Source organism: Kribbella sp. NPDC004138 (assembly GCF_053603655.1).
Map to the genome: position 1 here is coordinate 164,943 of NZ_JBSGFZ010000002.1, position 12,802 is coordinate 177,744.

Below are 12,802 nucleotides of genomic sequence, written 5' to 3' on the forward strand. Positions count from 1 at the left end.
TCTACTCCTGGATCCGTCCACGGACGTAGCGGTCCGCGCGCCGGTAGCCGGTGACCGAACCGTCGTCGGCGACCTCGACCTCGTAGATCGCCAGGATGTCGGTCGTCGCCGGGATCCGGCGCGACTCGACGACCTGGACCTGGACCAGCCAGCCCTCGTCGCGCTTCTCGACCGCCACGATGCCTTCCGGGCTCTGCCCGATCAGCTCCGAGAGTTCGTGCGCGGCGGAGATCGCCACCGTGCGCAGCGACCGGGGCTTGCGCTCCGTCTGTTCCTCGGGCTCCGGCCTGGGTTGTGGCTCGGCCCGCGGCGGGGCGGCGCTCTTCTCGGCGGCCTTCTCGGCGGCGCTCTTCCTGGTGGTGCTCGTCTTGGCGGTGCTCGTCTTGGCGGTGCTCGTCTTGGCGGTGCTCCGCTTGGCCGGTGTCCGGCTCTGTGTGGTCTTCCGGGTTGTTGCCATCGAAGCTCAGGTCTCCTCGCGTCGTGCGGAGAGCCGGCTCACCAGTTCGTCCTCCCAGATCGCGGCCTGCTCCGGGTCGAGCTGACCGCTCTCCCGGAGGTCGTCGATCTGTTCCAGCTGCAGACGAATCCGGGCCGGATCGTAGTACTCGGCCTCGGCCTGCCGGCGAATCTGCTCGGCCAGCGCGACCGTGGCCCGCACCGGCGCCAGCGGCCACGTCAGCAGGTTCGTCATCAGGCCCATCACGCCTCCGCATCCACGAAGTCGTACGGCGCGGTCGGGCCGATCAGCTTCAGCCGGGCTCGGCCCGCGAACCTTTCGGCCAGGCCCTCGACGGCGCGCTCGAACTCCGCGCGCCGGGCCTCCTCGACCAGGACAGCGACGTCGAGCAGCCTGTCGATCCCGGCGCTCTCCCGGACGTTCAGCGCGGTCACGTGCCGGTCGAGCTCGGCCAGCAGCGTGCGCCCGTCCTCGGTGCTCTTGACTTCCAGGGCCCGGGAAACCAGCTCGCCCAGCCTGACACGCGCGCCGTACGTCGACTCGTCCGGTTGCTCACGGGTCAGCTCGCGGAGCCGGGCGATCTCTGCGTTCTCCGCGACGACCTCGCTCAGCACCTGCTGCTCGTCGTACCGCGCCCGCAGGGTGAACTGCACGCGCCCTGTGAGCTCTTGGAGCATCGCATGGAAGCGTTCGTGGTCGGGTTCGAGCAGCTCGCTCGTGACGGCGTCCCGGTTCTGCAGCACGGATCCGAACCGCACGGGAATCACCGGGCCGAGTCCGGCGAGCGTGTCGAGCACCCGGCCGTGAGCGAGCAGGTCCGCCCGGCCGGCGCGTGCTTCCTCGCTGTCGACAAGGCTGATCACCGCGGCCACATCGCCGTACGGCGCCACGCCGACGACCTGGTCGCCGATGCCCGTGAGGTCGGGCGGGACGACGAGATCCGCGCCCACGATGCCGTAGACGTAGCACCCCAGGCCGACGTCGCCCGGTGTCGTCACGCTCACTCCTCAGTCCTCCGGCGACGGGCCGCGGCCTTCTTGGCGGGACGACGGCGACGCGGGCGCGCCTCCTCGTACTCCTCGCCTTCCTCGTCCTCGCCGCCCCGCTCGAGCTGCCGGTCGTCCTCGTCGGAATCCGAGCCGAACAGCGCTTCCTTGGCGCCGGTGAGCAGGCCCTTCGTCTTGCCTTGCGCCGTGCCCTCGGTCATGTCCTGGATGACCTCGGGCAGGTCCTTGCTCTTCTCGTACAGGTCCAGCCGGTTCGTGGCCTCCGCGAAGTGCAGGTAGGTGTCGACGCTGGCGATGACGATGCGTGCGTCGATCGTCAGCAGTTCGATACCCACCAGCGAGACCCGCACGTAGGCGTCGATGACGAGCCCTTTGTCGAGGATGCTGTCGATGACGTCCGCGAGACTGCTCGGGGCGGGCCGGTCCAGATACCCTCCGGACCGGCGTTGGCCGTTGGCCGCGATGGTCATGTCTCTTCCTTCCGATCGGCCCGATCAGCTCGCCCGGCGGCGAGGCCGCTTCTCGGGTTCTTCCTCGTCCTCGTCGTACTCGTCGGCGTACTCGTCCTCGGGCGCTTCCTCGTCGCCCTCGTCCTCGTACTCGTCCTCGTCGTACTCGTCGGCCGGCTCTTCGTCCTCGTCGTACTCGTCCTCGGGCTCTTCGTCCTCGCCCTCGTCCTCGTACTCGTCCTCGTCGTACTCGTCGGCGGGCTCTTCGTCCTCGTCCTCGTCGGCCGGCTCTTCGTCCTCGTCGTACTCGTCCTCGGGCTCTTCGTCCTCGTCGTACTCGTCCTCGGGCTCTTCGTCCTCGCCCTCGTCCTCGTCGTACTCGTCGGCTGGCTCTTCGTCCTCGCCCTCGTCGGCCGGTTCCTCGTCCTCGTCGTACTCGTCCTCGGGCTCTTCGTCCTCGCCCTCGTACTCGTCCTCGTCGTACTCGTCGGCCGGCTCTTCGTCCTCGTCGTACTGCTCGGCGTCGTCCTCGTCCTCGCTGGGTTCCTGCGCGCGGCCCTCGTGGATCTCGCCGCGCCAGCCCTCGACCTCGTCGGGGTGCAGGATCACGTCGGTCATCACGTGCCGCTGGAAGTGCTTCAGCTCGACCCGTGCCCGGCGGCCCTGCGCGCGCCAGATGTTGCCGACCCGCTCGAACAGGCCTTGCGGGTAGTACTCCAGGACGACGATCACCCGGGTCAGGTTCGGCGCGAGCTCGTGGAACGTGACGCTGCCGTCGACGTGGCCCTTCGCGCCCTTCGAGCGCCAGACGATCTTGTCCTCCGGAACCTGCTCGAGGATCGACGCCTCCCAGGTCCGGTGCGACCACAGGATCTTGGCCTTGAAGTCGAGCTTCTCGTCGGTCTGCTGCTCGACGCGCTCGACCTTCTTCATGAAGCCGGAGAAGTCCTGGAACTGGGTCCACTGGTTGTACACGACCTCGATCGGTACGCCGACATCGATCGACTCGATGATCGTCGTCGCCTTCAACGGGTTCTGGCCGCCGGAACCGCCTGATCCCCCACCGCCGAGCGCCTCGACCGCCTTGTCCTTGACTCCCATGACTCCGCCCTTCAACGCACCCAGCAGGGGCGACCCACCGGTGGCCGCCGCCTTCCCTCCCTCGGCCAGGGCCTTCCCCGTGAGACCGCCACCGGCGGCCATGTCGGTCAGCCGCTCGGTGAGGCTGGAGATCTTGTCCCCGGCAGCTTCTGCCGTGCGCTCCGCGGCGACCGAGAGTGCCTCCTGGAGCTCACCCTTCAGCCGGTCGACCGGGAGCTCGTCGAGGATCGACTTGAAGCCGTTCTGTTCCTCGTCGCGCGATCGTTCGGCCATCACCGGTCACCCACGCTTCCGGGCCGACGAACCGCTCGTCGACCTGCTCGTGCTCTTCTTGGCCGCGGTCTTCTTCGCGGCCGTCTTCTTCGCTGCGGTCTTCTTGGCGGCAGCCTTCTTCGCCGGCGGTGCGCTCTTCTTCGCGGGCGCCCGCTTCGCAGTCGCCTTCTTGGCGGGCGCCTTCTTCGCGACGGTCTTCTTGGCGGGAGCCTTCCGCGCCGCGGTCTTCTTCGCGGTGCCCGAACTGCCGGAACTGCCGGAACTGCCCGAGCTGCCCGAACTGCCGGAACTGCCCGAGCCGTTGCTGCTCGCCGCGCGCGGAGCCGTCCGCTTGGCGGTACGGCGCGAGCCGTCACCGGACGAGCCGCGATCCCGCGACCCGCGCCGCGCCGAGCTGCGTCCGGAGCTGCGTTCGGAGCCGCGTCCGGAACCGTCGTCGTCCGCACCGCCACTGGATCCGTTGTCGTCCGCCCTGCGGCCGGATCCGCTGTCGTCGTCGCTCGATTCGGCGGAGTCCTCGTCGCTGCCGCGCAGCCGGGCACGCACGCCCTCACGACGGCGACCCGGCCGACGGCGACGCCGCGGCCGCTCGTCGTCCTCGCGCCCGCCCCGGTCCTCGCTCTCGTCCTGGCTCTCGTCCTGGTCGCTCTGGTCCTGGGCCTGCCCGTTGCCGAGCGACAGCATGCGGTCCGTGCGGTCCCGGATCGAGTCGCTCACCCGGTTCAGACGGTTGCTCGCCGCTGCCACAGCGGCGTCGCGGCCGGCGGTGACGAGCTTTCCGCGCACCTGGTCGGACAGCTTCGACAACTCGGGATTCTGTTCCACGACCTCCGCGAGCTGCTTCACGATGGCGCGTGGATCGGTGGCGATCCGCTTACCGGCCAGCAGCCCGCCGACCGTGATCGCCAGCTTGAGCTTCTTGGTGCGTCCGAGCAGGTAGCCGCTCGCGACGGCGGCCGCCACCTTGGCGGTGGTGTTCATGGATTCTCCCTACAGTGGTACCGCCCGCGGCGGCCTCTTGAAGTGGCCGGGGGCAACGAACAGCTGGGCTTCGCGGAGTGGCGTCACTCCGTCAGTGCGGCGATCCGGCGCAGGATGGGCAGACTCGGATACTTCTCGTCGCGCATCCTGCGGATCAGCAGCCGGACGTAGAGGTCCACCTCGTCGGGCCGGAGCTGCGACTCGATCATGTCCAGCATCGACAGCGACGGAAAGCGGTCCTCCGCGACCTTGTCGAACAACAGGTCCATCAGCACCTCCCGGGCGTCGGGCGGCTTGCGTCCTTCAGGCATCGTCACTCCCGTTGCGTCAGACGTCGTGGATGTCGCGACGTTCGTGGACGGAGGTGTGCGTCGTCCGGCTCCGCTGATTGGCGAACATCAGCACCACCGCGAGGCCGATCGCACCGGCGCCCATCAGCACGTACCCGACGACTGTCAGGTCGACGCCGCTGAGCCGGTCCGAGACCCCGAACGCCAGAATTCCGCCCACCGCGAGCAAGAACACAGACATTCCGATTCCCATGAATCTCTCCTTACGACCGCCCCGTTCCGAAATTCGATAAAGAAGCGGTACCCAGGCGAAATGCTGCAAAACGATCACAACCACGCATACTTTTCGTGGCAGTGCGACTGCATTACGCATCGGTTCAAGTAAACGACCAATTCAAATACGCACTTCATTTTCCGCAACTCGCATGGCCGCCCCGGGGCTGGGTACCGGACGGCATCTCGTTCGAGCGGTGGGGTGACACGATGCGTTTTCCCTGGTCGCGGCACGGCGAGTGTGTTGCCGACGTGGTGGCGTACTGCGTGCGACCGGGGTGTACGCGGCCCGCCACACACGCCGACCCGTTCGCGGTGTCGGACGCGGGAGAGCTCATCGAAGAGCTCACCTGCTGCCGGCACCACGAGCACGCCGGAATTCGGGCACGGTGAAATTCCGCGCCCGTTTCCGCGCGGAATCGGCGCAACAAAGAAAGAAGCCCCCGGCCGCACCGGGGGCTTCGTCGGGCCGCACATCCGCGGCGGACCTGGCTCAGGTTGCGAGATCGACGGCCAGGCAGTTCGCGACCTCTGACGGGGCGACGTCGGGGAGGCGGACGACGAGTACGCCGTACGCCTGCTCGAAGGGGACCGGGCCGTGGCCGAGGAGGCGGACCCCGGTCACGGTCTCGTGGTCGGCGAGGCTCCGGACGACCGCGCGCCCGTCGGCCGGCCAGGCCATCTGGAAGGCGTACAGCGTGTTGTCGCGGCGGGTGAAGCGGAAGTCCGAGCTCGTCCAGGGCACGCGGTCCTCGGTGAAGCCCTTGATGACCACCGTCGAAGGCCCTTCGCCGAACACCCGGTACGGCCGGGTGCCGTAGATACCTTCGCCGCAGAGCCGGGTCCAGGCGCCGAGGTCGTCGAGCAGCCGCGAGCACTCGGCGTCGATCGTGCCGTCGGGCAACTGCGGGATGTTGAGCAGCAGGTTGCCGTTCTTCGACACGATGTCGACCAGCATCTCGATCACGTGTCCGGCGGTCTTGTAGACATCGCGGACGTTGTAGAACCAGTCACCGACCGAGGTGTCGGTCTGCCAGGGCGCGGGATGGATCTCCGGTGTCTGGCTGCGCTCGATGTCCATGATCCCGACGGCGCTGACCTCCGGGCTCCGGTCCTTCTGCTGGTACACGGCCCGCGGGTTGGTGTTGTAGAGATGAGCGACCGCGCGGAGACCAGGTGTGTAGTCCAGCTCGCCGAACGGCAGCGGCCCGTCGGTGTACAGCAGGTCCGGCTGGTACTTGTCGATCATCTCGCTGACCGCGTCGAGCCAGTGCTGGTGCCACGCCGGTTCTCCTGCGTACCACGGCTCCTGCACCACGACCTCCGGCCCGGTCAGGTAGGCGCCGTTGTCGAGGTACAACTCCCGGTACGCCGGATCGCCGCCGTCGTACGGCACCCCGGCGTACGGCCCGTGCCTGTCGTGACCCTTCGCCGCGGCGAACCAGCTGAACGCCGCGCCGAGGTGCTCGGTGAGCCCGAACGGCAGCCCGCGCCGGTCCGCGGCGTCCTTCCACAGCCCCACGATGTCCTTGCCCGGCCCGACCTTCGCCGAGTTCCACGGGTTGACGGCCGACTCGTAGTTGAAGAAGTTGTCGTGGTGCACGGCCTGCGCCACGAAGTACCGGGCGCCGGCGGCCGCGAAGCGCTCCATCAGCTCGTCCGGGTCGAAGCGCTCCGCCTTCCACAGCTTGACGACGTCCTTGTACCCGAACCGCGACGGGTGGCCGTACGTCCGTAGGTGGTAGCGGTACTGGTCGCTGCCCTCGCGGTACATGTGCCGCGCGTACCAGTCGCCGTACCGAGGCACCGACTGCGGCCCCCAGTGCGACCAGATGCCGAGTTTCGCGTCGCGGAACCAGTCGGGGCATTCGAAGGCGGTCAGGGACTCGAAGGTTGCGTCGAACGACACAGAGTGCTCCTCGTCGAGGTGTGGGGACCGGCCGGACGGTGCTCCGGCCGGTCCGCGGAGGTGCTACTTGTTGGGGACCTTGTCGTACGCGGTCTGCTGGATCTCCAGGTAGCGCTTGAGGCCGAGACCCTCGAGGCCCTTGATATAGCTGTCCCAGTCGCTCTCGATGTTCTTCGAGCCGGTCACGAACTGGAGCGTGTTCTGCTGGATGTAGTTCTCGAGGTTGGTCTGCAGCGTCGCGACCTCGTTGCTCAGCGTCGGGTCGATCCACACCCGCCAGAACGGGTAGATCTGCGCCTTGTCCTCGTGACCGGCGTACAGCTTGGTGGCCTCGAACAGCTTGCGCTCGTACCCCGCCTGCGTGTGGATGTCGGTGTCGATGACCTCGGAGTTCCGGAACTGCGCGGTGTTGTTGTACTGCGCGAGCGGGCCCCACCCAGAGTTCCGCGGCTTGGAACCCGGCTTGAGCGGGATCTGCTTGAAGCTCGGCTTCAGCGACTTCTCGAGCGCCACGTCACCGGGACCGGGCTTGGTCCAGGCCTTGCCCTCCGAGCCGAACTGACCGTTGATCTGGCCCTCGTCGGTGAAGATGTAATCGAGCATCTTGATCGCCTGGATCTGCTTCTCCGGTGTGGCCTTCGAGGTCAAGACGAACGTGGCGCCGGGAATGCTCGGGAAGACGTAGCCGGCGTAGTTCTTGCCTTCCGGACCGGTCAGCGGCGGAACTGCGTCGTACTCCTTGTCCCGTCCGTCCGCCGAACCGGTGTTGACGAAGATGCCCGGGTGCATGACGGTGCCCGCGCCGAGGACGACCGTGCCGGCGTGGTTGCCCTGCTGCGACATCGCGTCCGGGTTCTGGGTGAAGGCGCCCTTGTCGATCAGGCCTTCCTTGTAGAGCGAGTTGATGTACCGCAGGCCCTCGCGCCAGCCGTCCTTGTTCGCCTGGATGTCAACCTTGCCGTTGTTGAGAACCAGCGTGGTGTTGTTTCCGCCGCTGTTGTTCTGCCCTTGCGGGTCGTAGATGAAGGCGTTCATCAGGTACGGGATGAGATTGTCGCGGACGTTCGCGCTGAGCGGGATCTCGTCGGCCTTGCCGTTGCCGTTGGGGTCGCCGGTCTTGAACGCCTGGAGCACCTTGCGCAGGTCCTCGGTGGTCTTCGGCTGCTCGAGGCCGAGCTCCTTCAGCCACGCCGAGTTCATCCACAGCTTGTCCGGGTACGAACAGTGGAAGCAGTCGACCCACTGCGGCATCCCGTAGATCTTGCCGTCCGGCGCGGTTGCCATCGCCTTCCACTCCGGCGTGGAGTCCAGCGCCTTCTTGATGTTCGGTGCGTACTGGTCGATCAGCTGGTTCAGCGGTACGACGACACCCTGCTTGGACAGCTTCTGCAGCTCCGCCGTGGTGAACTGGTCGACCCACGGGATCAGCAGGTACAGATCGGGGTAGTCACCGCTGGCCAGCGAGATCTGCCGCTTCTCCTTGGCCGGTCCACCATCCCACGTCGTGGTCTGCCACTTGATGGTGAGGTTGAACTTCTGCTTGATCAGCTTGGTGAAGTCGCTCGTGGCGAGGTTCGAGTCGGCCGACTGCTGCGAGAAGACGTTCAGCGTGACGTCGGGATTGCCGGTGATCGTCGGCAGTGGTTTGTCGCTGCTGACGGCATCGTTCGAGCTTCCTCCGGTACAGGCCGCGAGGGCGAGGGTGAGGAGGCTGATGCCGGCGATCGCGGCACGCCTCCGCCGATTGAGCTTGACAGACATGATTTCCTCACAGGGGTCGGGACAAGGCAGAGCGACGCTGGGGATCAGCCCTTCACGGCGCCGATCATGATTCCCTTGGTGAAGTAGCGGGCGACGAACGGATAGATCAGCAGCACCGGCAGGCTCGCGACCACGATCAGCGAGTACTTGAGCAGGTCCGCCAGTTGCTGACGCTGGATGACGACCGAGGCGTCGACGGCGCCGCCGCCGGTCGTGTTCAGGATCAGGATGTTGCGCAGCACCAGCTGCAGCGGGAACAGATCCGGGTTCTTGAGGTAGATCAGCGCGTCGAAGTACGAGTTCCACTGCATGATCGCGTACATCAGCGCGACCACCGCGATCATCGGCTTGGCCAGCGGTATCACCACCGACCACAGGAACCGCAGGTCGCCGCAGCCGTCCAGCTGCGCCGCCTCGGCCAGCTCGTCCGGGATCGCCGTCCGGAAGTAGGTGCGGGCGATGATCACCTGCCACACGCCGATCGCCTGCGGGATGATCAGCGCCCAGCGGGTGTCCAGCAGGCCGGCCGACTGCACCACCAGGTACGTCGGGATCAGCCCGCCGGTGAACAGCATCGTGAACAGGATCACCGTCATCACGACGTTCCGGCCGACGAGCGTCCGGCGGGACATCGGATAGGCGATCGCGACCGTCATCGTGACACTGACGATCGTGCCGACGACGGTGTAGAACAGCGAGTTCACGTACCCCTGCACGATCTGCGGGTTCTCGAAGACGGCGTGGTACCCACGAAGCGAGAACTCGACGGGCCAGAACAGCACCCGGCCCGACGACACCGCCTCCGGGCTGCTGAACGAGCTCGCCACGATGTACAACAGCGGCAGCAGCACCACCGCCAGGAAGACGAGCAGCAGCAGGTACACGCAGAACAGGAACATCCGGTCGGTCCGCGACTCCCGGATCCGGCGGGCCCGCGCCGCACGGCGTTCGGCCCGCTTGCCCGGCACGGTTCTCGCTTCGGCTTGGACGCTCATGACCACAATCCGTTCCCGGTGATCCGCTTGGCCACCGCGTTCACCCCGAGCAGGAGCACCAGGTTGATCACCGAGTTGAACAGCCCGATGGCGGTCGCCGAACTGAAGTCCGCGTTCAGCAGGCCGGTCTTGTAGACGTAGGTGGCGATGATCTCGGACTCGCTCAGGTTGAGCGGGTTCTGCAACAAGAAGGCCTTCTCGAACCCGATCGCCATGATGTTGCCGACGGCAAGCACCAGGATGATCACCGCGGTCGGCATGATGCCGGGCAGGTCGACGTGCCGGATCCGCTGCAGCCGGCTGGCGCCGTCGATCCTGGCCGACTCGTGCAGCGCCGGGTCGATACCGGCCAGCGCGGCCAGGTAGATGACCGCGGAGTACCCGGTGGTCTGCCAGACGTCGGACCAGACGTAGATGTGCCGGAAGTAGTCCGGGTTCCCGAGGAAGTCGACCGACGGTACGCCGAAGAACCCGAGCCCCTCGTTGACGATGCCGAGCCGCGGGGACAGCACCAGGATCGTCATCGACACGACCACCACGGTGGAGATGAAGTACGGCGCGTACGTGACCAGCTGGACGGTCCGCTTGAACAGGCCGGTCCGGATCTCGTTCAGCGCCAGCGCCAGGATGATCGCGATCGGGAAGCTCGCCGCGACCGTGTAGACCGAGAGCAGGAAGGTGTTCTTCACCAGGTTCCAGAACACCGGATTGTGGAAGAACAGCTCGAAGTTCTGCCAACCGACCCACGGGCTCCCCCAGATGCCCTTGACCACGTTGAAACTCTTGAACGCCAGCACCGCGTTCGACATCGGGATGTACTTGAAGACGGCGAACCAGATCAGCGGGACGACCATCAGCAGGTACAGCGTCCAGTGCCGCCGGATGCTGCGCCGAAGGCCTTGGATGCCGGCGCGCTCCCGGTGCCGTCGTTTCCTCGGCCGGGAGGGTGTCTCGCCGGCCGGCGGCCGGATGCTTGTCAGCGTTGCCATGCAACCTCCTCGTCCGCGCCGGCAGTCGGGACGGCCTCGGATCCGGCAGGATGATCGATAAACCTGAGCGGCCGGGGGCCGGACCGGTTCGAGCTCACCAGGTCGCCCATGCACAGTCCTCCGTCGCGAAGACGAACATTGATCCTATGAATTGCCGGGATCGTAGCGCCGTGTACGGCAATGGTCCATACTGAACGCCAATTGAGATCGCGAAAGATCCCACCTATCTCTGACAGTGAGGGCCGCCATGCCGCGCATCACCTCGGTAGAGGTTGTCGATGTCCGCTTCCCGACGTCGCTGACCCAGGACGGGTCGGACGCGATGAACAAGGACGGCGACTACTCGGCGGCGTACGTCGTTGTGCACACCGACGACCCGGCGCTGTCCGGGTACGGGTTCACGTTCACGATCGGGCGCGGCAACGACCTCTGCGTGGCCGCGGCCGAACAACGCGCGGCAGCGCTGACCGGGCGGAGCGTCGACGGGCTCTGCGCCGACCTCGGCGGGATCTATCGCGAGTTGCAGTCGGACAGCCAGTTGCGCTGGCTCGGCCCGGACAAGGGCGTCATCCACCTCGCGCTCGCCGCGGTGATGAACGCGGTCTGGGATCTCGCCGCGCGCCGGGCCGGCGTACCGCTGTGGCGGCTGCTGTCCGAGATGTCCCCCGAAGAACTCGTGGCGGCCGCCGACCTCCGGTACCTGTCCGACGTCCTGACACCGGCCCAGGCGGTCGCTCTGCTGGCGGGCAAGGAAGAGGGCCGTAAGCAACGGATCGCCGAGCTCGAGGCCACCGGCTACCCGTGCTACACGACGTCGGCCGGCTGGCTCGGGTACTCCGACGCCAAGCTGCGCAGGCTCTGCGAGGAAGCCGTTGCCTCTGGCTACAAATATGTGAAGCTCAAGGTCGGCGCGAGCCTGGCCGACGACATCCGGCGCTGCGGGATCGCCCGTGAGGTGCTCGGGCCGGACGGTCACCTGATGATCGACGCGAACCAGGTGTGGGACGTCCCCGAGGCGATCGAGTGGGTGCAGGCGCTGGCCGGGTTCGACCCGCTGTGGATCGAGGAACCGACCAGCCCCGACGACATCCTCGGTCACGCCGCGATCCGCAAGGCCGTCGCGCCCATCGGCGTCGCGACCGGCGAGCACGGCATGAACCGGGTGCTGTTCAAGCAGCTGTTCCAGGCCGGCGCGATCGACTACTGCCAGCTCGACGCGGCCCGCCTCGGCAGCGTGAACGAGGTCCTCGCGGTCTACCTTCTCGCGGCCTGCTTCGACGTGCCGGTCTGCCCGCATGCCGGCGGCGTCGGTCTGTGCGAGCTCGTCCAGCACCTCGCGATCTTCGACTACGTCGCCGTGTCGGGCAGCCTCGACGGTCGCGTCACCGAGTACGTGGACCATCTGCACGAGCATTTCGTCGAGCCGTGCGTGGTGCGAAACGGCTCGTACATGCTCCCGGTGGCGCCCGGTTACAGTGCCGAGATGCACAAGGAGTCAGTCGAGACGTACCGGTTCCCGGACGGCGCCTACTGGACGTCGCGCACGGATACGGATCCACTGCCGTGACGCCGGGCAAGCTGGCCGAGCACCCCCGTACGCCGGGCGTCTCGCAGACCGACGTCGTCGTCCAGGGCATCCGGCAGATGATCATCGACCGGCGGCTCCGGCCCGGCGACCGGCTCCCGATCGAGAAGGACCTGGCGGCCGCGCTCGGAGTGTCCAGGAACCCTCTCCGCGAAGGGGTCCGGGCGCTGTCCATGATGGGCGTTCTGGAGACGCGGCAGGGCGACGGAACCTACGTCACCAAGCTCGACCCGTCGATGCTGCTGGCGCCGATGGGCTTCGTGGTCGACCTGCAGGACGGCAGTGGAACGACCCACCTGCACTCGGTACGTCGCGTCCTCGAGACCGAAGCCGCCGCGCTGGCGGCGCAGCGGGTCAGCGGTGCGGAGCTCGAAGCCGCGGCCGAACTGCTCAGCAACAACGAGGCGGAGCTGGCGCTCGACGAGCCCGACCACGAGACGGTCATCGAGAACGACATCGCGTTCCACCGCATCATCGCCGGCGCGTCCGGCAACCCGGTGCTGGCCGCGCTGATCGACGCGTTGGGCGGACGCACGATGCGGGACCGGCTACGCCGATCGATCTCACAGCCCGGCGCCGACGAGACCGCCCACCGCGAACACCTCTCGATCCTCGCCGCACTCACCGCCCACGATGCCGACCGGGCCCGCACCCGGATGTCCGCCCATCTGTTCACGGTCGAGGACTACCTCCTCGAGAGAGACGTCGTGAGCCCGACTACGGAATGAGACC

14 protein-coding genes are annotated in these 12,802 nt (G+C 67.2%); 2 read left to right on the top strand and 12 right to left on the bottom strand.

The genetic code is table 11. The features are described 5' to 3' along the window. Position 1 precedes the first annotated feature (1 nt). The 12 genes from gvpO to ACWEOO_RS02925 all read right to left on the bottom strand — a co-directional run bounded on the left by gvpO (position 2) and on the right by ACWEOO_RS02925 (position 10,485). The gene (gvpO, locus tag ACWEOO_RS02870) at positions 2-457 is read right to left on the bottom strand and encodes a gas vesicle protein GvpO (RefSeq protein ID WP_452141499.1); all 456 of its coding nucleotides are present in this window, start codon (positions 455-457) and stop codon (positions 2-4) included. Between the two features lie 6 nt (positions 458-463). Next, positions 464-691, bottom strand: a complete 228-nt coding sequence (locus tag ACWEOO_RS02875; RefSeq protein ID WP_355697496.1) for a gas vesicle protein GvpG — start codon at positions 689-691, stop codon at positions 464-466. A gap of 8 nt (positions 692-699) precedes the next feature. After that, entirely contained in the window at positions 700-1,455 is a 756-nt protein-coding gene (locus ACWEOO_RS02880) for a GvpL/GvpF family gas vesicle protein (protein ID WP_452141500.1), read from the bottom strand. A 2-nt stretch (positions 1,456-1,457) separates the two neighbouring features. Then, positions 1,458-1,934: a gas vesicle protein GvpJ gene (gene gvpJ / locus ACWEOO_RS02885; RefSeq protein WP_452141501.1), complete on the bottom strand. Its 477-nt coding sequence runs from the start codon at positions 1,932-1,934 to the stop codon at positions 1,458-1,460. Positions 1,935-1,958: 24 nt separating this feature from the next. Continuing rightward, positions 1,959-3,287 (bottom strand): SRPBCC family protein, encoded by a 1,329-nt coding sequence (locus tag ACWEOO_RS02890; protein WP_452141502.1) that lies wholly within the window; start codon positions 3,285-3,287, stop codon positions 1,959-1,961. A gap of 6 nt (positions 3,288-3,293) precedes the next feature. Next, positions 3,294-4,268, bottom strand: a complete 975-nt coding sequence (locus ACWEOO_RS02895) for a hypothetical protein (RefSeq protein WP_452141503.1) — start codon at positions 4,266-4,268, stop codon at positions 3,294-3,296. A gap of 83 nt (positions 4,269-4,351) precedes the next feature. Then, positions 4,352-4,579 carry a hypothetical protein gene (locus ACWEOO_RS02900; RefSeq protein WP_359938891.1) on the bottom strand — a complete coding sequence of 76 codons (228 nt, stop codon included), beginning with the start codon at positions 4,577-4,579 and terminating at the stop codon, positions 4,352-4,354. A gap of 16 nt (positions 4,580-4,595) precedes the next feature. Next, positions 4,596-4,811 carry a DUF6458 family protein gene (locus tag ACWEOO_RS02905; protein ID WP_355697509.1) on the bottom strand — a complete coding sequence of 72 codons (216 nt, stop codon included), beginning with the start codon at positions 4,809-4,811 and terminating at the stop codon, positions 4,596-4,598. Positions 4,812-5,324: 513 nt separating this feature from the next. Further along, entirely contained in the window at positions 5,325-6,740 is a 1,416-nt protein-coding gene (locus ACWEOO_RS02910) for an alpha-L-fucosidase (RefSeq protein WP_452141504.1), read from the bottom strand. 63 nt (positions 6,741-6,803) lie between these two features. Then, a complete protein-coding gene (locus ACWEOO_RS02915) occupies positions 6,804-8,501 on the bottom strand; it encodes an ABC transporter substrate-binding protein (protein ID WP_452141505.1) in 1,698 nt (565 codons plus the stop codon). 44 nt (positions 8,502-8,545) lie between these two features. Further along, the gene (locus ACWEOO_RS02920) at positions 8,546-9,496 is read right to left on the bottom strand and encodes a carbohydrate ABC transporter permease (RefSeq protein WP_452141506.1); all 951 of its coding nucleotides are present in this window, start codon (positions 9,494-9,496) and stop codon (positions 8,546-8,548) included. After that, a complete protein-coding gene (locus ACWEOO_RS02925; protein WP_452141507.1) occupies positions 9,493-10,485 on the bottom strand; it encodes an ABC transporter permease in 993 nt (330 codons plus the stop codon). Before ACWEOO_RS02925 ends, ACWEOO_RS02920 begins: the two co-directional genes overlap by 4 nt. Positions 10,486-10,732: 247 nt before the next feature. Here ACWEOO_RS02925 and ACWEOO_RS02930 point away from each other — a divergent pair, with 247 nt between their 5' ends. Beyond that, entirely contained in the window at positions 10,733-12,052 is a 1,320-nt protein-coding gene (locus ACWEOO_RS02930; protein ID WP_452141508.1) for an L-fuconate dehydratase, read from the top strand. Further along, positions 12,049-12,798 (top strand): FadR/GntR family transcriptional regulator, encoded by a 750-nt coding sequence (locus ACWEOO_RS02935; protein ID WP_452141509.1) that lies wholly within the window; start codon positions 12,049-12,051, stop codon positions 12,796-12,798. The genes ACWEOO_RS02930 and ACWEOO_RS02935 overlap by 4 nt, the downstream gene beginning before the upstream one ends. Positions 12,799-12,802 lie beyond the last annotated feature (4 nt).